Origin of the sequence: Agromyces zhanjiangensis, assembly GCF_040496055.1 — a bacterium.
GTDB classification, from domain to species: Bacteria; Actinomycetota; Actinomycetes; order Actinomycetales; family Microbacteriaceae; genus Agromyces; species Agromyces zhanjiangensis.
In genome coordinates this window covers 79,412-104,446 of record NZ_JBEPKB010000007.1, presented here as the reverse complement: position 1 = coordinate 104,446, position 25,035 = coordinate 79,412, and the positions used below count along the sequence as shown (strand labels likewise).

26 protein-coding genes and 1 tRNA gene are annotated in these 25,035 nt (G+C 72.8%); 15 read left to right on the top strand and 12 right to left on the bottom strand.

The window, feature by feature from the left end; genetic code table 11:
• Position 1 precedes the first annotated feature (1 nt).
• The 5 genes from ABME02_RS13760 to ABME02_RS13740 all read left to right on the top strand — a co-directional run bounded on the left by ABME02_RS13760 (position 2) and on the right by ABME02_RS13740 (position 2,895).
• On the top strand, positions 2-448 hold the full coding sequence (locus tag ABME02_RS13760) for an FAS1-like dehydratase domain-containing protein (RefSeq protein WP_353815920.1): 447 nt from the start codon (positions 2-4) through the stop codon (positions 446-448).
• A complete protein-coding gene (locus ABME02_RS13755) occupies positions 448-894 on the top strand; it encodes a MaoC family dehydratase (protein WP_353815919.1) in 447 nt (148 codons plus the stop codon). Before ABME02_RS13760 ends, ABME02_RS13755 begins: the two co-directional genes overlap by 1 nt.
• 1 nt (position 895) lies before the next feature.
• The gene (locus ABME02_RS13750) at positions 896-2,152 is read left to right on the top strand and encodes a UDP-N-acetylmuramate dehydrogenase (RefSeq protein ID WP_353815918.1); all 1,257 of its coding nucleotides are present in this window, start codon (positions 896-898) and stop codon (positions 2,150-2,152) included.
• Between the two features lie 93 nt (positions 2,153-2,245).
• Positions 2,246-2,509 (top strand): hypothetical protein, encoded by a 264-nt coding sequence (locus ABME02_RS13745; RefSeq protein WP_353815917.1) that lies wholly within the window; start codon positions 2,246-2,248, stop codon positions 2,507-2,509.
• Positions 2,497-2,895, top strand: a complete 399-nt coding sequence (locus ABME02_RS13740; protein WP_353815916.1) for a type II toxin-antitoxin system VapC family toxin — start codon at positions 2,497-2,499, stop codon at positions 2,893-2,895. Before ABME02_RS13745 ends, ABME02_RS13740 begins: the two co-directional genes overlap by 13 nt.
• 2 nt (positions 2,896-2,897) lie before the next feature.
• Here the strand turns inward: ABME02_RS13740 and ABME02_RS13735 are convergent, their stop codons facing one another.
• From ABME02_RS13735 to ABME02_RS13695, 9 genes are all read right to left on the bottom strand, one after another.
• The gene (locus ABME02_RS13735; protein ID WP_353815915.1) at positions 2,898-3,881 is read right to left on the bottom strand and encodes a diacylglycerol/lipid kinase family protein; all 984 of its coding nucleotides are present in this window, start codon (positions 3,879-3,881) and stop codon (positions 2,898-2,900) included.
• Positions 3,882-4,103: 222 nt separating this feature from the next.
• The gene (locus ABME02_RS13730; RefSeq protein ID WP_353815914.1) at positions 4,104-4,754 is read right to left on the bottom strand and encodes a response regulator; all 651 of its coding nucleotides are present in this window, start codon (positions 4,752-4,754) and stop codon (positions 4,104-4,106) included.
• The gene (locus ABME02_RS13725) at positions 4,751-5,950 is read right to left on the bottom strand and encodes a sensor histidine kinase (protein ID WP_353815913.1); all 1,200 of its coding nucleotides are present in this window, start codon (positions 5,948-5,950) and stop codon (positions 4,751-4,753) included. Before ABME02_RS13725 ends, ABME02_RS13730 begins: the two co-directional genes overlap by 4 nt.
• Positions 5,951-5,989: 39 nt before the next feature.
• Entirely contained in the window at positions 5,990-6,853 is an 864-nt protein-coding gene (locus ABME02_RS13720; protein ID WP_353815912.1) for an ABC transporter permease, read from the bottom strand.
• Complete coding sequence (locus ABME02_RS13715) at positions 6,850-7,734, bottom strand: ABC transporter ATP-binding protein (RefSeq protein WP_353815911.1); 885 nt, start codon at positions 7,732-7,734, stop codon at positions 6,850-6,852. Before ABME02_RS13715 ends, ABME02_RS13720 begins: the two co-directional genes overlap by 4 nt.
• Before the next feature lie 85 nt (positions 7,735-7,819).
• On the bottom strand, positions 7,820-9,058 hold the full coding sequence (locus tag ABME02_RS13710; RefSeq protein WP_353815910.1) for an RNA polymerase sigma factor: 1,239 nt from the start codon (positions 9,056-9,058) through the stop codon (positions 7,820-7,822).
• Positions 9,059-9,162: 104 nt separating this feature from the next.
• On the bottom strand, positions 9,163-9,999 hold the full coding sequence (locus ABME02_RS13705; protein WP_353815909.1) for a YciI family protein: 837 nt from the start codon (positions 9,997-9,999) through the stop codon (positions 9,163-9,165).
• 118 nt (positions 10,000-10,117) lie between these two features.
• Positions 10,118-11,122 (bottom strand): isopenicillin N synthase family dioxygenase, encoded by a 1,005-nt coding sequence (locus ABME02_RS13700; RefSeq protein ID WP_353815908.1) that lies wholly within the window; start codon positions 11,120-11,122, stop codon positions 10,118-10,120.
• A gap of 312 nt (positions 11,123-11,434) precedes the next feature.
• Positions 11,435-12,121, bottom strand: coding sequence for a LysE/ArgO family amino acid transporter (locus ABME02_RS13695; RefSeq protein ID WP_353815907.1), 687 nt, complete (start codon positions 12,119-12,121; stop codon positions 11,435-11,437).
• A 70-nt stretch (positions 12,122-12,191) separates the two neighbouring features.
• Here ABME02_RS13695 and ABME02_RS13690 point away from each other — a divergent pair, with 70 nt between their 5' ends.
• Positions 12,192-13,097 carry a LysR family transcriptional regulator ArgP gene (locus ABME02_RS13690; protein WP_353815906.1) on the top strand — a complete coding sequence of 302 codons (906 nt, stop codon included), beginning with the start codon at positions 12,192-12,194 and terminating at the stop codon, positions 13,095-13,097.
• A gap of 96 nt (positions 13,098-13,193) precedes the next feature.
• On the opposite strand, the gene ABME02_RS13685 is transcribed toward ABME02_RS13690, so the two are convergent.
• Entirely contained in the window at positions 13,194-14,705 is a 1,512-nt protein-coding gene (locus tag ABME02_RS13685) for a deoxyguanosinetriphosphate triphosphohydrolase family protein (protein WP_353815905.1), read from the bottom strand.
• A gap of 14 nt (positions 14,706-14,719) precedes the next feature.
• The gene (locus tag ABME02_RS13680; protein WP_353815904.1) at positions 14,720-15,937 is read right to left on the bottom strand and encodes a pyridoxal phosphate-dependent aminotransferase; all 1,218 of its coding nucleotides are present in this window, start codon (positions 15,935-15,937) and stop codon (positions 14,720-14,722) included.
• A 501-nt stretch (positions 15,938-16,438) separates the two neighbouring features.
• On the opposite strand from ABME02_RS13680, the gene ABME02_RS13675 reads away from it, so the two are divergent.
• The 9 genes from ABME02_RS13675 (at position 16,439) to ABME02_RS13635 (ending at position 24,541) form a co-directional block, all read left to right on the top strand.
• A tRNA-Trp gene (locus tag ABME02_RS13675) sits at positions 16,439-16,511 on the top strand.
• Between the two features lie 41 nt (positions 16,512-16,552).
• The gene (gene secE, locus ABME02_RS13670; protein ID WP_353815903.1) at positions 16,553-16,828 is read left to right on the top strand and encodes a preprotein translocase subunit SecE; all 276 of its coding nucleotides are present in this window, start codon (positions 16,553-16,555) and stop codon (positions 16,826-16,828) included.
• Between the two features lie 66 nt (positions 16,829-16,894).
• Positions 16,895-17,818 (top strand): transcription termination/antitermination protein NusG, encoded by a 924-nt coding sequence (gene nusG, locus ABME02_RS13665; RefSeq protein ID WP_353815902.1) that lies wholly within the window; start codon positions 16,895-16,897, stop codon positions 17,816-17,818.
• A 151-nt stretch (positions 17,819-17,969) separates the two neighbouring features.
• Positions 17,970-18,398 (top strand): 50S ribosomal protein L11, encoded by a 429-nt coding sequence (gene rplK, locus ABME02_RS13660; RefSeq protein ID WP_155050323.1) that lies wholly within the window; start codon positions 17,970-17,972, stop codon positions 18,396-18,398.
• Between the two features lie 140 nt (positions 18,399-18,538).
• Positions 18,539-19,228: a 50S ribosomal protein L1 gene (gene rplA / locus ABME02_RS13655; protein ID WP_353815901.1), complete on the top strand. Its 690-nt coding sequence runs from the start codon at positions 18,539-18,541 to the stop codon at positions 19,226-19,228.
• Positions 19,229-19,384: 156 nt separating this feature from the next.
• Positions 19,385-21,004, top strand: coding sequence for a LuxR C-terminal-related transcriptional regulator (locus ABME02_RS13650; protein WP_353815900.1), 1,620 nt, complete (start codon positions 19,385-19,387; stop codon positions 21,002-21,004).
• 170 nt (positions 21,005-21,174) lie between these two features.
• On the top strand, positions 21,175-22,338 hold the full coding sequence (locus ABME02_RS13645) for a flavin-containing monooxygenase (RefSeq protein ID WP_353815899.1): 1,164 nt from the start codon (positions 21,175-21,177) through the stop codon (positions 22,336-22,338).
• Between the two features lie 134 nt (positions 22,339-22,472).
• Positions 22,473-24,104 carry a helix-turn-helix transcriptional regulator gene (locus tag ABME02_RS13640; protein WP_353815898.1) on the top strand — a complete coding sequence of 544 codons (1,632 nt, stop codon included), beginning with the start codon at positions 22,473-22,475 and terminating at the stop codon, positions 24,102-24,104.
• 104 nt (positions 24,105-24,208) lie between these two features.
• Entirely contained in the window at positions 24,209-24,541 is a 333-nt protein-coding gene (locus ABME02_RS13635; protein WP_353815897.1) for a hypothetical protein, read from the top strand.
• Here ABME02_RS13635 and ABME02_RS13630 read toward each other — a convergent pair.
• Positions 24,531-24,890, bottom strand: coding sequence for an SPW repeat domain-containing protein (locus ABME02_RS13630; RefSeq protein ID WP_353815896.1), 360 nt, complete (start codon positions 24,888-24,890; stop codon positions 24,531-24,533). The two genes, ABME02_RS13635 and ABME02_RS13630, sit on opposite strands and share 11 nt — an antisense overlap.
• Between the last annotated feature and the right edge of the window lie 145 nt (positions 24,891-25,035).

Sequence of the window (25,035 nt, the reverse complement as noted above, 5' to 3'; positions counted from 1 at the left end):
GGTGCCAGTGAACCCCGAGCTGCAGGGGCGCGACTTCGCGCCGACCGCGCCGTACCTCGTCGGCCGCGAGAAGGTGCGCGAGTTCGCGCGCGCCGTCTTCGCGACCAACCCGATCAACCACGACGTCGACGCCGCGCGCGCGGCCGGCCACGCCGACATCGTCGCGCCGCCGACCTTCGCGGTCGTCGTGCAGGAGCACACGCTCGCGCAGCTGCTCGCCGAGCCCGACGCGGGCATCGACTTCACGCGCGTGGTCCACGGCGACCAGCGGTTCACCTCGACCCGCCCGATCGTGGCCGGCGACGAGCTCACGGCGAAGCTGACCGTCTCGAGCGTCAAGACCCTCGGCGCGCACTCGATGGTCACCGCCGAGTCCGTGATCTCCGACGCGGACGGCGCCCACGTCGTGACCGCGATCTCCACCCTCGTCGTGCGAGGAGACGACTGATGCCCGAGACCGTCGCGGCCCCCGCCGCCCCCGACTTCGACGCGCTCGCCGTCGGCGACGTCGTCGCCGAGCGCGAGTTCCACCTGACCCGGGACTCGCTGGTCCGCTACGCGGGCGCGTCCGGGGACTTCAACCCGATCCACTACCGTGACGACGTCGCCGCGTCGGTGGGCCTGCCGGGCGTGCTCGCGCACGGCATGCTCACCATGGGCCTCGCCGTGCAGCCCGTCGTCGACTGGGCGGGCGACCCGGCTCGCGTCGCCGACTACCAGGTGCGCTTCACCCGGCCGGTGGTCGTCGACCCCGAGGCGGGGGCGGATGTCTTCGTCACCGCGAAGGTCGGCCAGCTCGACGCCGAGGCGCGCACCGTTCGCATCGACCTCACCGTGAGCTTCGAGGGGGCGACGGTGCTCGGCAAGGCGCAGGTGCGCGTGGTGCTCGCCTGAGATGAGCGAGCCAGGCACCCCAGACGGCAGCGGCGAGCCCGCCGCATCCGGCGCTCCGGCCGGCAGTGCCGAGCAGCACGGCACCCCCTTCTCCGACCTCACGACACTTCGCGTGGGCGGCCCGATCGATCGTCTCGTCACGGCGAACCAGCAGGGCGAACTCGTCGACCTCGTGCGCGAGGCCGACGCGTCCGGCGAGCGATGGATGGTCGTCGGCGGCGGCTCGAACCTGCTCGTCGGCGACGACGGCTTCCCGGGCACGGTGATCCGGATCGCCACGAAGGGGATCGAGGTGCTCCCGGGCGCGCAACCCGGCAGCGTGCACGTGCGCGTGCAGGCCGGCGAGGTCTGGGACGAGCTCGTGGCCTTCACCGTCGAGCGGGGCTTCTCGGGGCTCGAGGCGCTGAGCGGCATTCCCGGCTCCGTCGGCGCCGCGCCGGTGCAGAACATCGGCGCCTACGGCCAGGAGCTCTCCGACGTGCTCATCGGCATCGAGTTCCTCGACGAGGGCGCCGACGTTCCGCGCCGCATGTCGGCCGACGAACTCGAGCTCGGCTACCGCACGTCGGTGCTGAAGCAGGGGCTCGCCGGGGTCGTCGTCTCGATCGAGGTCGCCCTGCACGACACCACCGCCGAGCGCGAGGTGCTCGGCCAGGCGCTCGGCACGCCCGTCGCCTATGCGCAGCTCGCGGGCGCACTCGGCGTGCAGCTCGGCGACCGCGTGCCGATCGCCGACGTGCGCGAGGCCGTGCTCGCCCTCCGCTCGGGCAAGGGCATGGTGCTCGACCCCGACGACCCCGACTCGGTGAGCGCCGGGTCGTTCTTCACGAACCCGATCGTGTCGGAGCGCGTCGCGCGCACGCTGCCGGGCGACGCCCCGCGATGGTACGTCGAGCCGGAGGAACCCGATGAGGTCGTGCCGCTCGCGGAGCTCGAGGCGCAGTCGCCGCTGGACGCGTTCCTCGCCCACCAGGCCGAGGCCGAGGCCGCCGAGGCGCACGCCCACGCCGATCCGGGCGAGCCGCTGGTGAAGCTGTCGGCGGCGTGGCTCATCGAGCACAGCGGCATCCGTCGCGGCTTCGCCCTGCCGGGCTCGCGCGCGGCGATCTCGTCGAAGCACACGCTCGCGGTGACGAACCGGGGCGGCGCGAGCGCCGACGAGCTCGCCCAGCTCGCCCGGTTCGTGCAGGGGCGCGTGCAGGCCGAATTCGGGATCGTGCTGCACCCCGAGCCGGTGCTGGTCGGCGTCGAACTCTAGGGTCCGATGACGGATGCCGCGGCTCGCGGTGTCGATGCGTCGTCTCGCGATCGGAGGTGTTGCACCGCTTCTCGCGGTGGTACACTTCGGGACATGCCCACCCTTCGACCGCGATTCCAGGTCACCGAGACCCCGGAGGTCGAGCGCGCATTGCGCGCCGCGGCGAGAGCGTGGCCCGGTGCTGGTCGGGCCGAGCTGGTCTCGCACATCTTCGAGCGCGCCGCGGCGACGCTCGAAGAGGAGGAGCGCGAACGGGCCGGCGAGTGGCGAGCCACGGTCGATCTCACCGAAGGCGCCCTCGATGTCGCCTACGAGCCCGGCTACCTCGAGGACCTGCGTGCGGAGTGGCCCGAGTGATCGTGCTCGACGCGAGCGTGGTCATCGCGCACCTCGCCTCGCACGACGCGCACCACGCCACCGCCACGCAGTTCTTCCGGGACCACCCCGACGAGGGGTTCCTGCTGCATGCCATGACGCTGACCGAGGTCCTCGTCGGACCGATCCGCGTCGGGCGGGGCGCGGTCGCCGAGCAGCACCTCGGTTCGCTCGGCATCGCGGAGTGGTCACCCGGCGAAGGTGGGGCGTTCCGGCTCGCGCGACTGCGCGTCGAGACCGGGCTGAAGCTGCCGGACTGCTGCGTGCTCGACGCCGCCATGACGACGCGGCTTCCGCTCGCGACCTTCGATGACCGGCTCGCCCGCGCGGCGGTCGAGTCGGGAGTTCCGGTCGTCGAGTTCGGCTGACCTCAGCCGGCGACCGGCCGCGTCGCCGGCCGGTAGACGTCGACCCCCGCCGGCACCACCCGGATCCGCGTGCGATAGCCGGGGGCCGACAGGTCGGCGGATGCCGCGGCAGGCGCGTCGAGCGCGACCTCGCCGTCGTGCACGAATCCCGGCGGCTGCCCGTTCCTCGGTCGCACGTCGACCTCGAGCTCGGTGGTCGTGAACGCCTCGACGCGCTCGGGCACGAGTCGGAGTCGACGCAGCACCGCCGCCGCGCGCTGCCCGAAGGCGAGGGCCGCGATCGCGCCCGTCCGCGAGCCGCGGTGCAGCACCCGCACGTCGAGCATGCCGTCGTCGAGCTCCCGCCGCTGCAGGGGCGCGTGGATGCCGCGGTCGTTGCGGCCGACGCCGACGAAGAGCGCCCAGACCTCGGCCCGGCGCCCGCCGATCACGACCGCGACCGGTTCGGAGCGTCGCAGCACGCGTTCGGCGGCGAAGATCCCTGCGAGCCACTTCCCGAGTCGGGGCCGCACGCGCTCGCGGAGCGCGATGACGTCGGGATAGACGCCGACCGACGCGGAGTTCATGACCGTGATCGGGTCGGCCTCGCCGAACGCGAGCTCGGCGACATCCGCTCGCACGCCCTCACCGGCCTGCAGGGCGTCGACGGCGTCGTCGGCGGAGGCCACGCCCGCCGTGCGCGCGAAGTGGTTGAAGGTGCCGCCGGGCACGACGAGCAGCGGCACCCCCGCGGCGCGCGCCGCGTGCGCGACCGCGCCCAGGGATCCATCGCCGCCGCACACGCCCACGATGCGCGGCGGTGCCGGCCGCGCGAGGGCGTCGGCGACGACCGCGCCGGGTTCCTCACCGGGCGAGAGGACGTGCAGTTCGGCCTCCGGGAGCCGGTCGCGCAGCACGGCCGCAGGGTCGGAGCGGACCACGCTCGTGCCGGCGGCCCGGTTCAGGACGACGAACACGCCCTCGCCGTCGGGCGAGGCGGGCAGCATGCGATCGCGTCCGGGCGCCGGGAGCGCGGCGCGCGCGCCGCGCCGCGGGCGACCCGTGCGCCGCCCCTCGCGCCCAGTGCGCGGTGTCGATCGACGGGATCCCACCGGCCCAGCGTACGGGCCGGGGGAGGCCGTCGTGGCGAACACGCGCACGACGCGGCGTGACCGGCGAGACGCGCACCACGCGACGCGCACGACTCGGCGCGACCGGGATTCGCGACCTCAGAGCAGCCCGAGTTCCATCGCGCGCGTGACGGCGCGCGTGCGGTCGCCGACCTCGAGCTTCTCGAACACGTGGATGAGGTGGGTCTTCACGGTGGCCTCGCCGATGTGGAGCGCCCGGGCGATCTCGGGATTGGACCGTCCGTCGGCCACCAGCCGGAGCACCTCGAGCTCGCGCGGCGACAGCGCGGGCGAGGGGGCCGCGGCGGCGGTCGCGCCCGTGCGCACGCGGGCGACGAGCTTGGCCGCGATGGAGGGCGCGAGCACGGTCTCGCCGGCAGCGACCGAGCGGATGCCGGCGAGGATCTCCTCCTGCGGTGCGGCCTTGAGGAGGTAGCCGCTCGCGCCCGCCTCGATCGCGGCGAGGATGTGGTCGTCGGTCTCGTAGGTGGTGAGCACGAGCACCCGGGTGCCGGCGGCGCCGGCGGCCGCGAGGATCCGCGCGGTCGCGGCGGCGCCGTCGAGCACGGGCATCCGCAGGTCCATGAGCACGAGGTCGGGTCGCAGCTCGACCGCGAGGGCCACGGCCTCGCCGCCGTCGACGGCCTCGCCGACCACGTCGATGCCCGGTTCCGATTCGAGCAGCCCGACGATGCCCGAACGGACGATGGGATGATCGTCGGCGACCACCACCCGGATCGATGCGCTCATGCGTCGGCTCCCGCCGTCTCGTCGCGTCGTTCCTCAGCCCGGCTCGCGGGGACGACCACCCGCAGCGACGTCCCGCCGTCGCGTCCCGCACCGAACTCGAGCCGCCCGCCCACCAGGGCGACGCGGTCGCGCATGCCGGCCAGTCCGAACCCGCCGTCGCCGGGCGACGCCCCGCCCGGACCGACGCCGTCGTCGCGCACCGCGAGCACGACCTCCGGAGGCGTCCCGGCGGTCGTGACGACGACCTCGGCGGATGTCGCGTGCGCATGCTTGCGCACGTTCGCGAGCGCCTCCTGCGCGCAGCGCAGCAGCACGACCTCGAGCTCCCGGTCGAGCCCTGCGGCATCCGTCGTCACCGAGACCCGGACGCCGGTCTCGCGCTCGAAGTGCTCTGCCAGTCGCCGCAGCGCCTCACCGAGGCCCCCGTCCGATTCGATGGGTGCGAGCGATGCGACGAGTCCGCGCGCCTCGGTGAGCGCGTCGCGCGCCATCCGCTCCATGAGCTCGACGTCGCCCCGTGCGGATGCCGCGGCGTCGCCGTCGACGCCGGCGAGGCGCCGCTCGGTGCGCTGCGCGACCATGACCATGCCCGTGAGGCTCTGCGCGATCGTGTCGTGGATCTCGCGGGCGAGCCGGGCCCGCTCGTCGGCGACGCCCGCGTCGCGGTGCATCGTGGCGAGCTGGCCCTGCGCGGCCTGCAGTTCGTCGAGCAGGCGCGCGCGCTCCTCGCCGAACTGCGCGATCCGCGTGATCCAGAGGCCGAGCGCGATGCTGAAGCCGACCGACAGCGTCGCCACCGCGGCGCCGACCGCGAGGCCGGCGGGCCACGCCCGCACGGCGTAGCCGACGACGATCGCGACCGCGATGGCGACGTTCGCGACGATCGCGCTGCGGGTGTTCGGCGACGTCGACCAGACGAACGGGTACAGGAACGCCTGCAGGATCGCGAACGACGGCTCGATCGTGGTGCCGACCGCGAGGAGCACCGCGTACGTGATCGAGATCGCCAGGTGCGTGCGGGGCGTCGCGACCGGCACGCACCTGCGCCCCCAGGCCAGGTGGACGAGGAGGAACGCCCCCGCGACCGCCCAGACGCCGACGTCGTCGGCGCCGAACGGAGGGTCGAGCAGGGAGATCGCGGCGATCACGACCGCGACCGCGACCGCCGCGGCATCCCACCACCGCACGTTCTGCATGGACTCAGGCTCCCACAGGGCTCTCGCGTCGCGCAGCGATCACGCGTCGCGTCGGATCCAGCGGAAGGTGAGGCGGCTGAGGACGAGGCCGATCACGAGCCAGGCCAGGAGCGCCACGGCGACCCAACCGAGGTCCCACGCCTCGTTCTGCTCGAGCACCGCGAAGTCCTCGGGCAGGAACACCGCGCGCATGCCCTGCGCCATCCACTTGAGCGGGAACAGGCTCGCGACGTTCTGCATCCACTCGGGCAGTTGGTAGAACTGCAGGTACACGCCCGAGATGAACTGGAGCACGAGCAGGATCGGGATCACGACGGCCGCCGCCGACTTGCCGGAGCGCGGCACCGAGGAGAGCGCGATGCCGAGCAGGGCCGAGGTGCCGACGCCGAGCACGAACACCCAGGCGAAGGTGAGCCACTTCTCGGGCTCGGTGGGCAGCGCGATGCCGAAGATCGTCGCGGCGGCGACCAGCAGCAGTGCGGCCTGGAGCACGCCGGTCACGAAGACCTGGCCGATCTTGCCGATGAAGTACGACACCGGCGAGAGCGGTGTCCCGCCGAGGCGCTTCAGCGTGCCGTCGCCCTTCTCGATCGCGATGTCGATGGCGAGGTTCTGGACGCCCGAGAGCAGCATGCCCGCGGCGAGCAGGCCCGGCAGGTAGTAGGCGCCGACCGAGATCCCCTCGGTGCCCGGGCCGGGCTGGATGTCGCCGGCCGAGCTGAACGCGGCCGTGAAGATGCCGAGCATGATGAACGGGAACAGGAAGGTGAAGAACACGGCGTCGGGCGAACGGAAGTAGCTCTTCACCTCGTAGCCGATGCGGGCGGCGCCGAGCGCGAGGCGCCCGGGGCGACGGATGTCGGCGGCGGAGCCGGCTGCGGTCGTCAGTTCGGTGGTGCTCATGAGCGGGCCTCCTCGGTCTCGCGGGTCTCGGCGCCGGAGGCGCGGACCAGGTCCAGGTAGATGTCCTCGAGGCTCGGACGGATGACCTCGAGGTCGGCGGGTTCGGTGCCGAGGTCGCGTGCGACGGAGGCCACCATCTCGGCCGGTCGCTCGGTGCGGACCTCCCGGACGTCGCCGTCGCGGTCGCGCCAGCGGACGATCGGCACGCGCGCCTCGGCGCCGCCGAGCTCGTGGACGGCTCCGACATCGACGAGCCGGCCGTCGATGATGATGCCCGCCCGGTCGCCGAGCTGCGCCGCCTCGTCGAGGTAGTGCGTCGTGAGCAGGATGGTCGTGCCCTCCTGCTTCAGCGAACGGATCAGGTCCCAGAACTCGCGTCGGGCCTCGGGGTCGAAGCCGGTCGTCGGCTCGTCGAGGAACAGCAGCTCGGGCCGGCCGATGATGCCGAGCGCGACGTCGAGGCGTCGTCGCTGGCCGCCGGAGAGCTTCGCGATGCGCGTGCGCGCCTTCTGCTCGAGCCCGACGGCGGCGATCACCTCGTCGACGTCGCGGGGGCGCGGGTAGAGCCCGGCGAAGTGCGCGAGCTGCTCGCGCACGGTCATCGCCCCGCTCTCGGTGCCCGACTGGAGCACGATGCCGATGCGGGACTTCCACTCGAGGTCCCCGCGCGCCGGGTCGACGCCGAGCACGCTCGCGTCGCCGCCGGTGCGGAGGCGGTAGCCCTCGAGGATCTCGATCGTGGTCGACTTGCCCGCGCCGTTCGGGCCGAGCAGCGCGAAGGTCTCGCCGCGCGGGATGTCGAGGTCGATGCCGTCGACGGCGGCGACCGTGCCGTACTGCTTGCGGAGTCCGCGGATCCGGACTGCTGGGGTGGTGTCCATGCCTCGAGCCTCCTCCCAGGCGGGGCGGGCCGGTAGCCGTGGGGCGGTCGATCTTCGCCTCCACCGATCGGTGGATGCCGCCCGGTCAGTCGACGTGCAGCTCGGCGAGCCGGAGCTCGAGGAAACGGCGCTCGGGCGCCGTGCGGGCGAGCGCGATGGCCTCGCGGTAGCGCGCGGCCGCGGCATCCGCGTCGCCCTGTCGGCGGAGCAGGTCGGCCTGCGCGGCGGGCAGCAGGTGGTAGTCGCGGAGCCGGCCGGATGCCTCGAGCAGGGCGAGGTCGTCGAGGCCCGCCTGCGGCCCGAACGCCATGCCGCGCGCGATCGCACGGTTCAGGGCGACGAACGGGGAGTCGGCGAACATCGCGAGCGCGTCGTAGCGGGCGACGATCGCGCGCCAGTCGGTGTCGTCCGCCGTGCGCGCACGGGCGTGCACGGCCTGGATCTCCGCCTGCAGGCGATAGGGGCCGGCCGGCGTCCGGCCGGCGCCCGCCGTCGGAGTCGCCGCGGGCCCGAGGAGCGCCAGTCCCTCGGCGATCCCGGCGGCGTCCCACGTCGCGCGATCCTGTTCGGGCAGCGGCACGAGGTCGCCGTGCGCGTCGACGCGGGCGGCCGATCGCGCGTGCTGGAGCAGCAGCATCGCGAGGAGCGCCCGTGCCTCCTCGGCCCGCGGCATGAGGGCGACGACGAGGCGCGTGAGCCGGATCGCCTCGGCGGCGAGGTCGAGGCGCTGCAGGTCGTCGCCGTGCGAGGCGAGGTAGCCCTCGTTCGCGATGAGGTACAGCACGGCGAGCACGCCGTCGAGCCGTTCTGGCAGGAGGTCGGCGGTCGGCACGCGGTACGGGATGCCGGCGTGCCGGATCTTTCGCTTCGCGCGCGAGATGCGCTGCCCCATCGTCGGTTCCGGCACGTGGAACGCGCGCGCGATCTCGCCGGTGTCGAGTCCGCCGACGGTGCGGAGCGTGAGCGCGACGCGCGACTCCATCGGGAGGGCCGGGTGCGCGCACGTGAAGACGAGTCGCAGGCGGTCGTCCCACTCGGGTTCGCCGGCGAGCGCGTCGCCCGCGACGTCCGCCGGGTCGGGCGGCCCGCCCGCCCTGCCGGAGAGCTCCTCCATCGCGACCCACTCCCTGACCTTCTCCGACTCGACCCCGCGGCGGCGCAGCCGGTCGAGCGCGAGGTTGCGCGCGGCCGTCGTGAGCCACGCGCCCGGGGTGCGCGGGACGCCGTCGCGCGGCCAGGTCTCGGCGGCGCGCGCGAACGCGCCGGACACGGCATCCTCCGCGACGTCCCAGTCGCCCGTGACGCGGATGAGCGTCGCGACCACCCTCGCCCACTCCGACGCGTACGCGTCGCGGAGCGCTGCGGCGACCTCAGGCGGGAGCGGGTCCGTCCCGCCCTCGCCCGAGGTCGTCCGGCGATCCTCGCCCGTCAGAGGCCCGCTCCGGCGAGCGCCTCGGCGGCCGCGGGCTCGAGCCGGACGAACCGGTCGGCGCGCTCGCGCGCATCCCGCTCGAGCGGGTCCTCGCGCACGTCGAACGGCCACATCGGCCGCAGCTCGATCGCGCCGCCCCGAGCCATCGGATGCTTCGCGGCGACCTCGATCGCCTCGGCCAGGTCGCGCACCTCGATGAGGTCGAAGCCGGCGACCCACTCCTTCGCCTCGGCGAACCCGCCGTCGGTCACGAGCACCTCGCCGTTCCGGCGGCGCACGAACGTGGCGTCGGCGGGCGGACGGAGGACCTCGCCGAACAGGCGCACCCCGCGGCCGTCCATCTCGGTCACCCAGGCGTCGAGGTGCTCCTCGGAGGTGCGGCCGTCGGCCGGGGCGCTGCGGTCGCCCCCCGGTTCGACGACCACCTGCATGAGGTACCGGCGGCCCCGCGCGGGCCGGTCGGCGAGGTCGGCCGGCACGATCCGCGCGTCCGGGTCCGCGTCGGGCCATCGCACGAACGGCCGGATCTCGACGCGGCCGAACGAGGCCACCGGATGCTTCGACGCGATCTCGATCGCCTCGTCGAGGTCGCGCGCGTCGATCACGTCGACGCCCCCGATCGACTCCTTCGACTCGGTGAACGGTCCGTCGACCACGAGCACCTCGCCGCCGCGCACGCGCACGGTGGTGGCATCCTGCTCGGGTCGCAGCCGCTCGCCGTACTCGGAGACGCCGCGCGCCTCGACGTCGTCCACCCAGTCGCCCACGTTGTCGTCGGCGGGCACGTAGGGCAGCGCGTCGGCGCCCTCGGCGTAGAACAGTGCGTACTCCATGACGGAAATCCCTTCTCTCGGTCACGCTACGCACGTACGACGAACGGGGGAACCCGGTTTCGACACCTCCTCAGCGGATGCCGCGCCCGCCAGGCGCGGGGACGCGGCATCCGCTCGCTCAGGCGCCGACGAGCAGGCGCGGGTGCTGCGCCTCGACCACGTTGGGGTGGGCGCGGAGGCGGCTCTTCAGCCAGTTCTCGCCGAAGACCGCGTGCAGCGGGTTGGCGGGGTCGTCGGTGACCCCCGCGGCCTCGGCGGCGAGCGCCGGCGGCAGGTCGATCGTCGGGATGGTCGCGTCGAGGGACGGGCCGTGGAAGTACGGGATCGAGATGCGCTCGGTGCCCGGTGCCGGCGAGACCACGCGGTGCAGCGTCGCCTTGAGGTAGCCGCCGGTGGCGATCTCGAGGAGTTCGCCGATGTTCACGACGAACGAGCCGGGAGGCGGGGTGACGTCGATCCATTCGCCGTCCTTCTCGACCTGGAGGCCGGCCTTGCCCTCCTCGACCGAGAGCAGCGTGAGCACGCCGAGGTCCTTGTGCGCGCCGACGCCCTGCGCGGGCTGCTCGGCCTCGACGCCGGGGTAGCGCACGACCTTCATGTACGGCGACGGCGTCGCGAACGCGGCGTCGAAGGCGTCGGCCGGCGCGCCGAGCGACTCCGCCCAGGCGCGGAGGAGCCGGGTGCCGACCTCGTCGAGGCGCCGGATCCACTCCTCGGCGACCTCGCGCAGTTCGGGCAGGGAGTCCGGCCAGAGGTTCGGGCCCTGCAGCACCTGGTAGTCGGGGGTGTCGGGCGCGACGGGGACCACGGGGCGTTCCGCGCCGATGTCGATCTGCTCGCGGATGTCGACGCGGCCGAGCGTGCGCTCGCCGCCCATCCGGGTGTAGCCGCGGAAGTGCGGGCTCTTGACGTTCTCGATCGCGAGCTTGTGGGATTCGGGCAGCGCGAAGAACGCGCGAGCGACCTCGTAGGCGCGGTCGATGAGCTCGGCCGGGACGCCGTGGCCGACGAGCGAGAAGAAGCCGACCTCGTGGGTCGCGCGGCGGAGGTCGTCGCGGAAGGACTCCTGCTGCTCGGGGGTGCCGTTGAGGAGGGAGAGGTCGAGGACGGGGATGCCGGACATGTGCTGGTCCTTTCGAGGTGCCGGGAGGGTGGTGCGCCGACGATGCGGCCCCGGCATCCTTCGACGTCGGCCCCGTGGCATCCGGTCTCGTCGCCCCCGTCGGGAGTGAGCGGGTCTGAGACGGATGCCGCTGGGCTGACGCGGACGCGTCGGATGCGGCGTGAGCTGGGCTGCGGTCGGCGGCGCGTGAGGAATCGCGCCCTGGGATCGTCGGGGAGGACGATCGCCTAGCGGCGACAGCAGCGACAGGTGTTGGAGCTCACGATGGCGGACACGCTAGCACGGGTCGGGCCGCGGTCCGCAATCCCCCGTTCAGGCGGGGAGCACGAGCGAGACCGCGATCGCGAGCATGACGACCGCGATGATGCCGTCGAGCACGCGCCATGCGCGCGGGCTCGCGAGCACGCCGCCGAGCAGTCGCGCGCCGTAGGCGAGTCCGAAGAACCACACCGCGCTCGCGATCGCCGCGCCGAGCGCGAATGTCCAGCGGGCGTCGCCGTGCGTGGCGCCGACGGACCCGAGCAGCACGACCGTGTCGAGGTAGACGTGCGGGTTCAGCCAGGTCAGCGCGAGGCAGGTCAGCACCACGGGGAGCACCGCGGTGCGGGCGCGAAGCGCGGTGGTCGCCGTGCCGGTCGTCGACGGGGGCGCGACGGGGCCCGCACCGAGGCCGCCGGCATCGGCGGGGTCCTCGACCACGAGGCCCTCGTCCGTCCCGCGCAGCGCGCGCCGCGCCGCGAGCACCGCGTACCCGACGAGGAAGAGCGCCCCCGCCCAGCGGGCGACGCCCACGAGCCACGGCATCGCCTGCAGCATCGCCCCCATGCCGCCGACGCCGGCGACGATGAGCAGCGCGTCGGAGACCGTGCAGATCGCGGCGACGACGAACACGTGCTCGCGTCGGATGCCCTGGCGCAGCACGAACACGTTCTGCGCGCCGATCGCGACGATGAGGGAGAAGCCGAGGCCGAGGCCGGCGGCGAGCACGGAGAGATCCACGCCCTCGACGCTAGGTCGCCACAATGCTGAACTCCAGCTCAGGATTCTTCACGAGCATTAGCATTGCTTCATGCAGGTTCCGCTCGACCTCGCGCGCACCCTCGCCGCGGTCGTCGACGGCGGAACGTTCGAGGCCGCCGCCGCCGAGCTGCGCGTCACCCCCTCGGCGGTCTCGCAGCGCGTGAAGCAGCTCGAGCAGCGCCTCGGCCGCGTGCTCGTCGTGCGCTCGAAGCCCGTGCGCCCCACCGAAGCGGGCGCCGCGGTGGTGCGCCTCGCGCGACAGCTCGCGCTGCTCGAGCACGACGCGCTCGCCGCCTTCGGCGGCGACGACGCGGCATCCGCCCGCCCCACGACGGTGCCGCTCGCGGTCAACGCCGACTCGCTCGCGACCTGGTTCCTGCCCGCGCTCGCGCGCATCGCCGAGACCCACGCAGTCGTCTTCGACCTGCATCGCGACGACCAGGACTTCACGGCGGGCCTCCTCGAGTCCGGCACCGTCATGGGCGCCGTGACCTCGCAGGCGACTCCGGTCGCCGGATGCCTCGTGCGCCCGCTCGGCGTCATGCGCTACACCGCCGTCGCGACGCCGGGTTGGCTCGCACGATGGTGCCCCGATGGAGCGGATGCCGCGTCGCTCGCCGCCGCGCCGCGCGTCGACTTCGATCGGCGCGACGATCTGCAGGGCGAGTACCTGCGGTACATCGGGGCGGACGCCGCCGACCCTCCACGGCACTTCGTGCCCGCCTCGAACGACTTCGCCACCGCGGTCAAGCTCGGGTTGGGTTGGGGGCTCCTGCCCGGCTTCCAGTGCGACGACGAACTCGCCGACGGCCGGCTCGTCGCGCTCGGCGGACCGCCCGTCGACGTCCCGCTGCACTGGCAGCAGTGGAACCTCGGCTCGCCGCTCCTCGACGCGATCGCCGACGGCCTGACGCGCGACGCGCGACGCGCGCTCGAACCGGCGCCCCCGACGTGACCGGCTGAACCGGTCAGTCGTCACCGCACGGTGCGGTCACCCGACACCGGCCGGTCTGGTCACCGGTGCGGCGTGCCGGACGATTCCCCGGGCTGATCAGAGGTTCTGGCCGATGTCCCAGAGCCGGTCGGGGCGTCCGTCGATGGCCTCGGAGACCGCGAGCGCCTGGTCGTCCGAGAGCGACGCGACGTAGTCGACCACCCCTCGTCCCACGCCGAGCGCCGTCACCTCGGACGCCTCGGGCACGGGCACGGCCTCGGGGCGCGACGCGCGCAGCTGCGCGTACCCGTCGGTCGCGATCTCGACCAGCTCGCGCAGCCGCAGCGGCACGCGATCCCGGTCGTCCTCGTCGCGGAGCCACGCCGTGAGCCCCTTCACCGCACGCGTGATCACGCGGCTGAGGCCGCGCTGGTACATCACGATGTCGGACCGGTCGAGGATGAAGTGCCGGTGCACGAACTTCAGGATCTCGACCTCGTGCCATGCCCGCTCGTCGAGGGTGACGAGCCCGGCCCGCATGACGCCCTCGGGCGTCGGCACGACCGAGGACTGCAGGTGGTCGATCCAGCGGTTCGTGAACGACGAGAGCGCCCGCTCCGCCGCGATGGAGCCGTCGAACGGGCTCGCGAGCAGGCCGTCGACGAGGTCGTCGGCGACCACGCCGACCGCCGCGCGGAACGCCTCGTCGCCGGCGATCCACGGGTCGGAGGCGTGGAGCTTCCGGCGCAGGGCCTCGAGCGCACTGCCGGGCGGAGCGCTGCGCCGCGCGAGCTCGTCGTCGTCGAGGTCGCGCAGCTGCAGGCTCGACTCGATCCAGCCGCGGAACTCGCGTGCCACGGCGCCCTGGCCGAGGAGACCGGCGCGGTGGAAGTCGTCGACGTCGTGGATCGAGTACGCGATGTCGTCGGCGATGTCCATGATCGAGCACTCGAGCGACTGCCGGAGCGGCGGATGCCCGTCGCGGGCCTCGTACAGGTCGGCCGCGTCGATCCCGTAGGCCGAGAACTTCAGCACGTCGACGCCGCGGTCCGTGCGACGGAACCCGCGCGGCAGCGGTCCGTCGCCGAGATCCGCGACGTCCACGTGGCGGGTCCACGGGTACTTCGCGACCGCGCTCCGCACCGCGGCCGTGAGGTTGAGCCCGCGCGGCGCGACCTCGCTCACGTCGAGCGTCGTGATGATCCGGTAGGTCTGCGCGTTGCCCTCGAATCCGTCGGGCAGGCCCAGCGTGTCGCGAGCGAGGCGGTCGAGCACGCGTTCGCCGAGGTGCCCGAACGGCGGATGGCCGAGGTCGTGCGCGCTCGCAGCGGCCTGCACGACGACGGCGTCGCAGCCGTGCGCGAGCGCGAACCCGCGCGTCGGCGACGCGGCATCCGTCATCTTCACGGAAATCGCGCGAGCGACCGCCGTGACCTTGATCGAATGCGTGAGCCGGTTGTGGATGAGCGGCCCGGCTCCCGGCTGCCCGATGACCTGAGTCACCGCCGACAGCCGCGAGAAGTACGGCGAGAAGCGCACGCGCTCGAGGTCGAGTCGGTACTGCGAGTGCTCGCCGACGACGTCGGCGCTGCTCCGGGGTTCGGGCGTGCGCCGCGCCGCGCGATCCATCGGCGGGATGCCGGTCAGGAGAACAGCTCCTGGAGGCGCTGCACGCCCTCGAGGAGCGGCGCGTCGCCGAGCGCGTAGCTGAAGCGCAGGAAGCCGCTGGGGCCGAACGCCTCGCCGGGCACCGCCGCCACCTCCGCGCGCTCGAGCATCAGGTCGGCCAGCTCGAGCGACGTCGTCGGCGTCACCCCGGCCCACTCCCGGCCGAGGAGGCCGGACACGTCGGGGTAGACGTAGAAGGCGCCCTCGGGCACGGGCACCGTCATCCCGACGATCTTCGACAGTTCGGCGACGATCGTGCGGCGACGCCGGTCGAACGCGCGGCGCATCTCCTCGACCGGTTCCTGCGGTCCGGTGAGGGCCGCGATCGCCGCACGCTGCGAGATGTTCGACACGTTCGAGGTGAGGTGCGACTGCAGGTTGGCGGCGCCCTTCATGACGTCGGCGGGGCCGACCATCCAGCCGAGGCGCCACCCGGTCATCGCATACGTCTTCGCGACGCCGTTCACGAGGATGGCCTGGTCGGCGAGGCCCGGGACGGCCTCGACGATCGAGAGCGCCCGCGGCGGCGCCGCCTCCGGGTCCTCGGCGTAGGTGAGGTTCTGGTAGATCTCATCCGTCACGACCCAGATGCCGTGCTCGAGCGCCCATTCGCCGATCGCCTTCACCTGCTCGGGCGGGTACACCGCACCCGTCGGGTTGGACGGCGACACGAACAGCAGCGCGCGGGTGCGCTCGGTGCGCGCGGCCTCGAGCTGCTCCACCGTGACGAGGTAGCCCTGCTCGGAGCCGGCGAACACGTCGACCTGCCGACCGCCGGCGAGCTTGATCGCCTCGGGGTAGGTGGTCCAGTAGGGCGTGGGGACCAGCACCTCGTCGCCCTCGTCGAGCAGCACCTGGAAGGCCTGGTAGACGGCCTGCTTGCCGCCGTTGGTGACCACGACCTGGTTCGCGCCGACCTCGAGGCCGGAATCGCGACGCGTCTTCTCGGCGACCGCCGCACGCAGGTCCGGCAGGCCGGCCGCGGGCGTGTAGCGGTGGTTGCGCGGATCGCCGACCGCCTCGAGCGCGGCCTCGACGATGTGCGCGGGCGTCGGGAAGTCGGGCTCGCCGGCGGCGTAGGAGATCACCGGTCGCCCCTCGGCCTGGAGGGCCTTGGCCTTGGCATCGACCTTGAGGGTCGCGGACTCGGCGATGGCGGAGATGCGGGCGGAGAGACGGCGCTGATCGGTCACGGTTCCAGCCTATTGCGCGGGACGGTGCGCGTCAGCGGGGGAACGCCCGCTCGCGGACGCGCGTCCGGACGGATCGTCCGGTCGCCGCCGATCGTCCCGGAGGCGGCGTGCGAGGCCGATCCGCGGACCCGGACATGCGGCGGATCTCCACGGGAACGGAAGGGACGCCGCGGCGGTTGTTCCCCCGAGCCGCGGCGTCCGGCGCCTGCCCCCACAGGCGCGTTCCCTGAAACCCTGCGTGGCCCGCCGAAGCGGTCACGTGGATCACGATACGCCGGTCGCCATCGAGGGCGAGGGACGTACGTCCCGTGTCCTCGGTCCGAGCGCCGCGCTCCGGCGGAAGCCGGCCACGGTTTGGTGCACCTTCCCGCGTCGCATACACTTGGTGAGGTTGTTGAAGTCAGCCAAGATCGAACGCGCCTTCTCGGCGGGTGACACACCCATCGAGATCGTCGATCGAAGCGGCTTCGACCCGAGGTGATCCGGCCAGCCGGATCGCTTAGGGCGGTGGCTCAATTGGTAGAGCAGCGGTCTCCAAAACCGCAGGTTGCAGGTTCGAGTCCTGTCCGCCCTGCGAGCCGGCCGGCGAAGGCCGGCCCATGAAAGGTGTACGAGGTGGCCCGGAAAGTACTCGACGAACCCAGCGAGGAAGTCGTCGCCAATGCCAAGCGCGAGAGCGCGGCGCGGCGCAACCCCTTCGCCCGGATCGCCCTGTTCATCCGACAGGTCATCGGCGAACTGAAGAAGGTCGTCACCCCGACGCGCAAGGAGCTGGCGAGCTTCACCGCGGTGGTGCTGGTCTTCGTGGCCATCATGATGGCGATCGTCTATGGGCTCGACCAGCTCTTCTCGTGGCTGGTCGTGTTCGTCTTCGGAACGCCGGGGGTCTGATCGGGCCGTCGGCCCGACACCTGCCCGCCGGGTTCCGGCGGCACGGCAGAAAGAAGGATTGAGGAAGTGTCGAAGAACGAGCGCCAGGACGTCGACTGGGCGACCGCTGCCGAGCAGTCCTCCGAAGAGGACGAGGCGCAGGAGGGCAACTCGCTCGAGCGCGACGAGGATTCCGTCGAGCCGGCCGAGCACCGCGCCGTCCACGTGGTCGACGACGAGGGCAACGACGTCGACCTCGACGCCGTCCTCGACGCGATCGCCGAGGCGACCGACCCCGAGGCAGACGCCGTCGTCGACGACGCCCTCGAGGTCGACTCCGCCGACGAGGCCGAGGCGGCGTTCGACGCCGTCACCGAGGAGGACGAGGACCACGACCCCTACGAGGCGTTCCGCAACGAGCTGCGCTTCCTCCCGGGCAAGTGGTACGTCGTGCACTCCTACGCCGGCTTCGAGCGTCGCGTGAAGGCGAACGTCGAGCAGCGCCGCGAGACCATGGCGATGGCCGACTACATCCACCAGGTCGAGGTGCCGATGGAGGATGTCGTCGAGATCAAGAACGGCCAGCGCAAGATGGTCACGCGCGTTCGCGTGCCCGGCTACGTGCTCGTCCGCATGGAGCTCAACGAGGAGAGCTGGTCGGTCATCCGCCACACGCCCGGCGTGACCGGCTTCGTGGGCAACGCCCACAACCCGACCCCCCTCCGCTTCGAGGAGGCCTTCAACATGCTGAAGAGCCTCGTCGACATCAAGGACGTCGCGCCCTCCAAGGGTGCGAAGGGTGCCGCCACGGGCGGCGCCGCGCGCCAGCTCCCCGCCGAGGTCGACTTCGAGATCGGCGAGACCATCACGATCAAGGACGGCTCGTTCGCGGGCCTGCCCGGCACGATCAGCGAGATCAAGCCCGAGAGCGGCAAGCTCACGGTGCTCGTGTCGCTCTTCGAGCGCGAGACCCCGGTCGAGCTCAGCTTCGACCAGGTCACCAAGCTCTAAGGGCTCACAGGGCCCCCGCAGCAACCCTCCGGTATCATCGGAGGGTTGTGCTGCGTCCAGGACACATCGCACGACAGGCCACCGCGACCGGATCCGCCGGCATCGCGGGAGAGTGCCCCGCTCGGGGCGTTCGAACAGAAAGAGAGAAATCATGGCACCGAAGAAGAAGGTCACTGGTCTGATCAAGCTTCAGATCAAGGCCGGCGCCGCCAACCCGGCCCCGCCCATCGGCCCGGCCCTGGGTCAGCACGGCGTGAACATCATGGAGTTCTGCAAGGCCTACAACGCGGCCACCGAGGCTCAGCGGGGCAACGTCATCCCCGTCGAGATCACGGTCTACGAGGACCGCTCGTTCACCTTCATCCTGAAGACCCCGCCCGCCGCCGAGCTCATCAAGAAGGCCGCCGGCGTCGCCAAGGGCTCGGGCGTCCCGCACACCACCAAGGTCGGCAAGATCACGCCCGCCCAGGTTCGCGAGATCGCCGAGACGAAGATGGCCGACCTCAACGCCAACGACATCGACGCCGCGTCGAAGATCATCGCGGGCACCGCTCGCTCGATGGGCATCACGGTCGAGTAGGGCCTTCCCGCCGATCGCGGGTCTTCGTGACCTACCGACGATCGGCGCAGCGGATGCCGCGCGGCATCCGTTCACCAGAACTCTCATTCGTGGCAGCGCCCGCCAGGCGCGATGACCACACTCTCGCTAGGAGAACCAACATGGCACAGAAGTCCAAGGCCTACCGGGCCGCGGCCGAGAAGATCGAGGCCGGCAAGTACTACACCCCGACCGACGCCGTCGCGCTCGCGAAGGAGACCGGCTCGGCGAAGTTCGACTCGACCGTCGAGGTCGCGCTGAAGCTCGGCGTCGACCCCCGTAAGGCCGACCAGATGGTGCGCGGCACCGTCATCCTCCCGCACGGCACCGGCAAGACCGCCCGCGTCATCGTGTTCGCGACCGGCCCCGCGGCCGAGGCTGCGATCGCCGCAGGCGCCGACGAGGTCGGCGGCGCCGAGCTCATCGAGAAGGTCTCCGGCGGCTACACCGCGTTCGACGCGGCCGTCGCCACCCCCGAGCTCATGGGCCAGGTCGGCCGTCTCGGCAAGGTCCTCGGTCCGCGCGGCCTCATGCCGAACCCCAAGACCGGCACCGTGACCCCGAACCCGGCCAAGGCCGTCGAGGACATCAAGGGCGGCAAGATCGAGTTCCGCGTCGACAAGCACGCCAACGTGCACTTCGTCGTCGGCAAGGCCTCGTTCTCGCAGGAGCAGCTGAACGAGAACATCAGCGCCGCCCTCGAGGAGGTCGTCCGCCTCAAGCCGTCGAGCGCCAAGGGCCGCTACATCCAGAAGGGCGCCGTGTCGACCACGTTCGGCCCCGGCATCCCGCTGGACGTCAACGCCATCTGAGTCGCCTGACTCGTCACGAGGGGCCCGCCGGTTCGCCGGCGGGCCCCTCGTCGTTCCGCGGTGCGTCCTTGCGGTCGCCGCGAGCACGGCGCTAGCTTGTGGCTCGACGGCCGCGCCGGGCCGGACGGCTCCCGGGGTCGGCTGCGGAGGAGCACGATGACGTCGGCGAGCGCGCTCGAGGCCGGCCGGACCGCGGCACGGGAGCTGCGCTGGTCCGATGCGGTCGAGTACCTCGCGCGGGCCGATGCGGCTCGCGGGCTCGCGGCACCCGATCTCGAGCTCCTGTCCACGGCAGCCATCCTCCGGGGCGACCGCGCGGCCGCCTTCGACGCCGGCGCGCGCGCGTACGGCGGCCATCTCGAGGCATTCGATCGCGCGTCAGCGGCGAGGTGGGCCGGCTGGATGGCGGTCGCCCTCGTCGAGGCCGGCGACTTCTCCGAATCGCTCGTCTGGTCGGCCCGTGCGATGCAGGTCGCCGCCGGGGTCGACGATCCGCTGCTGTCCGCGACCGTCCGGATCGGACCCGCCGTCGCCCAGCTCGGCAGCGGCGACCTCGCGGAGGGACGCCGCATGGGCGAGGAGATCCTCGGCGTCGCCGAACGCCATGGGGACCGGGTGCTCATCGCGAACGCGTCGCTGGTGGTCGCGAAGGCGCTCATCGCCGCGGGCGACCTGCCGGAGGCACTCGCGCTGCACGACCGCACGATGGCCGTGATCGAGGCCGGCGGGACCGGGGCGTTCCAGACCGGCGACGTGCTGTGCGCGATGGTCTCCGACGCGATCATGGCGAGCGACCTCGATCGCGCGGCGGCGTGGAGCGAGGCCCTCGATCGCTGGTGCCGTGCGCAGCCGTCGCTCGTCACCTTCAGCGGTCAGCGCTTCGCACTGCTGGCGCAGATCCAGCTGGTTCGTGGGGACTGGGACGCCGCGGCGGCCTCCGCGGAGTCGGCGATGGCGCGATTCCGGGCGGGCGACTTCCGTGCGGCGCACGGTGCGCCGTACGCGCTGGGCGAGGTGCAGCGGCTCCGCGGAGCGTTCCACTCCGCATCCGAGTCCTTCCGCCTGGCGCGGGAGTCCGGGTGGGAGCCCCAGCCCGGCATGGCGCTGCTGCTGCTCGTCACGGGGCGGACCGGGCAGGCCCAGTCCGAGGTCCGCCGGACGCTGGCGGGGGAAGTGCCGTTCATCGGCCGATTCGTGCGGCCCGCCGCGGTCGAGATCGAGCTCGCGGCGGGCGACGTCGACGCGGCGCGCCGGAACGTCGACGAGCTGGTCCGGTCCCGGGACGTGCTGGCGACGCCCCTCTTCGACGCGGTCATCGACCTCGCCGAGGCCCGCGTGCGGTCCGCCTCGGCGGATGCCCCCGGGGCGCTCGCGTCCGCGCGCCGGGCGGCGGACGGGTTCCTCGCGGCCGGCGCACCGTACGAGCGTGCGCGGGCCCGCGTGCTCGCCGCGAGTGCCCTCGTCGCCCTCGGCGACCGGGAGGCGGCCGAGCTCGAACTCGAGGCGGCACGCCGTGCGTTCGCCGCGCTCGGCGCGGAGCCGGCGCTCTCCGACGTCGAGGACGTCCTCGGTGAGCGGCGCGCCGCGCGGCTCACGGACCGTGAGGTCGAGGTGCTCCGACTCGTGTCGACCGGCCTGACGAACCGCGGCATCGCCGAGCGGCTCTCGCTCAGCGAGAAGACCGTCGCGCGGCACCTCAGCAACATCTTCGGCAAGCTCGGCCTCTCGTCGCGGTCGGCGGCCACGGCGTACGCGTACGAGCACGGGCTCGTCTGAGGCCCAGGGCATCGGCTCCGCGAGGTGGAGGCCCGGGAAGCGGGCGTGCGCAGTTCGACCCATGTCGCCCCCACCGGGATGGGTGATCCGGCCGACGCGGCGGAGGGATCCGCTTTCCTAGCCTGACGTCCGAGGCCCGGTTTCGAGTCGGGCTGGAGACGGAGACGATCATGGATGCCACGGGCACGCCGCGTCGTGCAGCCGGAGCGACGGTGAACGGGATCGAGCAGCACGACACGGTCGTGGTCGGAGGAGGGCAGGCGGGCCTCACGATCGGCGCCGAACTCGCGCGCCTGGGCCGGGACCAGGTCATCCTCGACGCGCAGGAGCGGGTCGGCCAGGCGTGGCGGCGGCGCTGGGACTCCCTCCGTCTCAACACACCCGCGAAGTACGACGCCCTGCCGGGCCTGGCGATCGGCGACGACCCGTTCGCCTTCCCCACGAAGGACGAGTTCGCCGACTACCTGGAACGATACGCGGCCGCCACGGCGCTGCCGATCGTGACCGGGGCCCGAGTCACCGTACTCGAGCGGCTCGACGACCACTACGTGCTGACGACCGCCGGCGGTCGGCGATTCGCCGCGGCGAACGTCGTGATCGCGACCGGGCCGCACCAGGTGCCGCGTCTGCCGTCGTTCGCGGGTCGACTCGCGCCGCACATCGTCAGCCTGCACTCCGACCGCTACCGCAACCCCGGGCAGCTCGCCCCGGGTCGGGTCCTCGTGGTCGGCTTCGGCAACTCCGCCTCGGAGATCGCCCTCGATGTCTCGCGATCGCATGAGACGTGGATCTCGGGTCGACCGAGCGGCGAGCTGCCGATCCGCCACGGCCGTGCGGCCGCGCGCTTCGCCTTCCCCGTCGTGAGGTTCTTCGGCCTGCACGTCGCCACGGCCGACAGCCCGTTGGGACGACGGATCCTGGCACACCAGAACGGCCGCGCGGAACCGCTGATCCGGGTGCGGCGTCGCGAACTCGCTGCTGCCGGAGTGCGGATGGTGTCGCGGACCACAGGGACCGAGGGCGGCCGACCGGTCGTCGAGGGTGTCGCGCTCGACGTCGCGAACGTGATCTGGTGCACCGGATTCGACGAGGACTTCGGGTGGGTGCACTTGGACGCGTTCCGGGGCGGACGGCGTCCGCATCACGATCACGGTGCCGTCGACGGCGCACCGGGCGTGTACCTGCTGGGCCAGCACCTGCTGCAGTCCGAGGGTTCCGGGACGCTCGTCGGCGTCGGCCGCGACGCGCGGCGGATCGCGCAGCGCATCGCCGCCACGCCGGCGGTGCCGACGCCCACGGATGACGCGCGAGCGGCGCTGCACGCGATGACGTGACGGGCCGTGCTGCGAGGGGGCCGGTGCACGGCACCAGCGCCGCGGGGCCTTGCCGCTCGGAGGGGGGCGCGGTACCGTGCGCGAAGGAGCGGCTCCCGACTGCCGACCGGCCGCGGGGGGCCGATCCGAGGGCGATGGTCGCATCGACGAGTCTCGAGCAGGCGCGCACCGCATACGCGGAGCGCCGGTGGAGCGATGCCGTCGAATGGTTCTCCCGTGGCGAGGGCGGCACCGCCGCGATGTCCGGCGACGACCTCGACCGTTTCGCGATGGCGGCCGACCTCACCGGCGACAGCGAGCGGGCGATCGAGGTGGGCACGCTCGCCCACGAGGCCCACCTCGCCGCCGGCCACGTGGACCGTGCCGCGTACATCGCGACCTGGATCAGCCTCGAGTCGATCACCTCCGGCAACCCGTCGCAGGGCATGGGGTGGCTGGCGCGCGCCACGCGACTCGTGGAACGGCTCGACGAGCCGGGGGCCGCTGCCGGCTTCGTGCTCATCCCGGAGGCACTGGGAGCGCTCTACACGGGGGATGCCGGCCGGGCGCTCGAGCTCTTCGGCCGGGCGGCCGAGGTCGCCGAACGCACGGGCGATGCGGATGTCGCCGCCTTCGCGCTGCTCGGCAGCGGCCAGGCCTCGATCATGGCCGGCGACCCGGCCGGTGGCATCCGGATGCTCGACGAGGTGATGGTCTCCGTCACGGCGGGCGAGGTCGGCCCCATGCCATCCGGGATCGTGTACTGCGCGGTGATCGGCTACTGCCACCTGACCTTCGAACTCGCACGCGCCGTCGAGTGGACGCGCGCGCTCGACCGCTGGTGCCGCGACCAGCCGTCGCTCGTCGCCTTCAGCGGGCAGTGCCAGGCGCACCGGGCCGAGCTGTTCCGGCTGCACGGGGCATGGGGCGACGCGATGTCGGCGGCGAAGCTCGCCGAGGAGCGGCTGCTCGCGGGCGACTACGGGGCCGCGTTCGGCGCGCACTACCAGCAGGCCGAGCTGCTGCGCCTGCGGGGCGAGTTCGACGAGGCGGAGGCGCGATACGCGAGGGCCGCCGAATCGGGATGGGATCCCGAACCCGGGCTGGCGCTGCTCCGCCTTGACGAGGGACGTGCAGCGCTCGCGCAGGCCCTGGTGCGGCGCAGCGCCGAGAGCGCCGACGATGCGACGCGCTGCCACCTGCTGCCCGCGATCGTGAGCATCGAGGTGGCGGTGGGCGACCTCGACGCCGCCCGGGTCGCCGCGGACGAGTTGGCCGCGATGCAGCGGGTGAACGCGTCGGTCATGCTGCGCGCCATCGCGGCGTACGCAGACGGGGAGGTCCGCCTCGCCGCCGGCGACCCGTCGGGGGCGTTCACGCGGCTGCGAGCGGCCCGCGAGGCCTGGGTCGAGGTCGGGGCACCCTACGAGGTCGCGCGCTGCCGCGTGCTCATGGCGCGGGCGCGTCGCGACCTCGGCGAGGACGAGGCCGCGGCGCTCGAGGAGGACCTCGCCGAGGCGTCGTTCTCTGAGCTCGGTGCGGAGCCGGCGCTCGTGGCGCTCGCCCGGATGCGCGGCGCGGGCGCGCGCGGCGACGGGCGCCTGACCGGCCGGGAGGTCGAGGTGCTCCAGCTGGTGACGCGCGGGATCACCAACCGCGAGATCGCGTCGGAACTCCACCTCAGCGAGAAGACCGTGGCGCGGCACCTGAGCAACATCTTCGCCAAGCTCGACGTCCGGAGCCGGGCCGCGGCGACGGCGTACGCGTTCGAGCATCGCCTCGTCTGAGCGCTGCACGGCCGGCATGGGTAGAACGACCCATGCGCGCCGCACGTGAAGTTGCGTGCTTCTCCCGACGCGGCGGGGAGGACGTCGCGCGTAGCGTCGCGGACATGGATGTACCGGTGCTCGCAGGAACGGTCGCGGCCGTGGTGTTCGCGACCGCCAACCTGCCGATGGTGTGGAAGGCCCTCCGCACGCACGACGTGGGGTCGTACAGCCTCGGGAGCATCGTCATGATCAACGGTGCGAACGCCGTCTACTCGGTGTACGTCTACAGCCTGCCGTTCGGGCCGATCTGGCTGTTGCACTCGTTCTACCTGGTCGCCTCGGCGATCATGCTCGCGCTCTGCGTGCGACAGTTCCGGCCGCGCGGACGCGCCGAAGCGCCGGGGACGCGAGATGACCCGCGCGCCCGGGCCTCGGGTGCCTCGATCAGTGCGTGATCGCGTCGTGGTGCGCGCGCATCGCGGGGCGGATGGCGAGCGCGGCGACGACCAATGCGATCGCGCCGCAGATCCACGACATCCATGCGGGCCCGAAGGCGCCCGTCTCCACGTAGCGCCCGACCCATGGCGAGATGATCAGCAGCACGCCGAGTCCGCCCTGCACGTACTCCATGGCCACCATGCCCGGCCAAGCCAGGTTCACGATGCCCGAGGCGACGAGCAGCACGCCCAGCACCACCATGATCGAGACGGATGCTCCCATCGGTTCGAGGAACATCGTCGACAGTGCGACTGCGAGACCGGCGGCGATCGCCACCCAGTCTTCCCATCGCGTCCACTTCTTCATAGAAACCAACCTCCTTCAGGTGGCGGCTCCCATACCTGGGTGTCGTCTCAACGGTATTCCCGACCGACCGTCCGGTCGAGGGACCGAAGTCCCGGACGTGCGGCGACGTCCCGCGGGTGGTCGAGGTCGACGGCAGGGCGTACGC

Bases quoted from the DNA above. Each gene is read 5' to 3' on its own strand.
- ABME02_RS13700 (WP_353815908.1), bottom strand. From the start codon at position 11,122: ATGTCCGGCATCCCCGTCCTCGACCTCTCCCTCCTCAACGGCACCCCC.
- ABME02_RS13750 (WP_353815918.1), top strand. From the start codon at position 896: ATGAGCGAGCCAGGCACCCCAGACGGCAGCGGCGAGCCCGCCGCATCC.
- ABME02_RS13725 (WP_353815913.1), bottom strand. From the start codon at position 5,950: ATGCAGAACGTGCGGTGGTGGGATGCCGCGGCGGTCGCGGTCGCGGTC.
- ABME02_RS13715 (WP_353815911.1), bottom strand. From the start codon at position 7,734: ATGGACACCACCCCAGCAGTCCGGATCCGCGGACTCCGCAAGCAGTAC.
- ABME02_RS13645 (WP_353815899.1), top strand. From the start codon at position 21,175: ATGGATGCCACGGGCACGCCGCGTCGTGCAGCCGGAGCGACGGTGAAC.
- ABME02_RS13720 (WP_353815912.1), bottom strand. From the start codon at position 6,853: ATGAGCACCACCGAACTGACGACCGCAGCCGGCTCCGCCGCCGACATC.
- ABME02_RS13735 (WP_353815915.1), bottom strand. From the start codon at position 3,881: ATGCTGCCCGCCTCGCCCGACGGCGAGGGCGTGTTCGTCGTCCTGAAC.
- ABME02_RS13650 (WP_353815900.1), top strand. From the start codon at position 19,385: ATGACGTCGGCGAGCGCGCTCGAGGCCGGCCGGACCGCGGCACGGGAG.
- ABME02_RS13635 (WP_353815897.1), top strand. From the start codon at position 24,209: ATGGATGTACCGGTGCTCGCAGGAACGGTCGCGGCCGTGGTGTTCGCG.
- ABME02_RS13640 (WP_353815898.1), top strand. From the start codon at position 22,473: ATGGTCGCATCGACGAGTCTCGAGCAGGCGCGCACCGCATACGCGGAG.
- ABME02_RS13690 (WP_353815906.1), top strand. From the start codon at position 12,192: ATGCAGGTTCCGCTCGACCTCGCGCGCACCCTCGCCGCGGTCGTCGAC.
- ABME02_RS13745 (WP_353815917.1), top strand. From the start codon at position 2,246: ATGCCCACCCTTCGACCGCGATTCCAGGTCACCGAGACCCCGGAGGTC.
- rplK (WP_155050323.1), top strand. From the start codon at position 17,970: ATGGCACCGAAGAAGAAGGTCACTGGTCTGATCAAGCTTCAGATCAAG.
- ABME02_RS13685 (WP_353815905.1), bottom strand. From the start codon at position 14,705: ATGGATCGCGCGGCGCGGCGCACGCCCGAACCCCGGAGCAGCGCCGAC.
- ABME02_RS13755 (WP_353815919.1), top strand. From the start codon at position 448: ATGCCCGAGACCGTCGCGGCCCCCGCCGCCCCCGACTTCGACGCGCTC.
- rplA (WP_353815901.1), top strand. From the start codon at position 18,539: ATGGCACAGAAGTCCAAGGCCTACCGGGCCGCGGCCGAGAAGATCGAG.
- ABME02_RS13730 (WP_353815914.1), bottom strand. From the start codon at position 4,754: ATGAGCGCATCGATCCGGGTGGTGGTCGCCGACGATCATCCCATCGTC.
- ABME02_RS13630 (WP_353815896.1), bottom strand. From the start codon at position 24,890: ATGAAGAAGTGGACGCGATGGGAAGACTGGGTGGCGATCGCCGCCGGT.
- ABME02_RS13705 (WP_353815909.1), bottom strand. From the start codon at position 9,999: ATGGAGTACGCACTGTTCTACGCCGAGGGCGCCGACGCGCTGCCCTAC.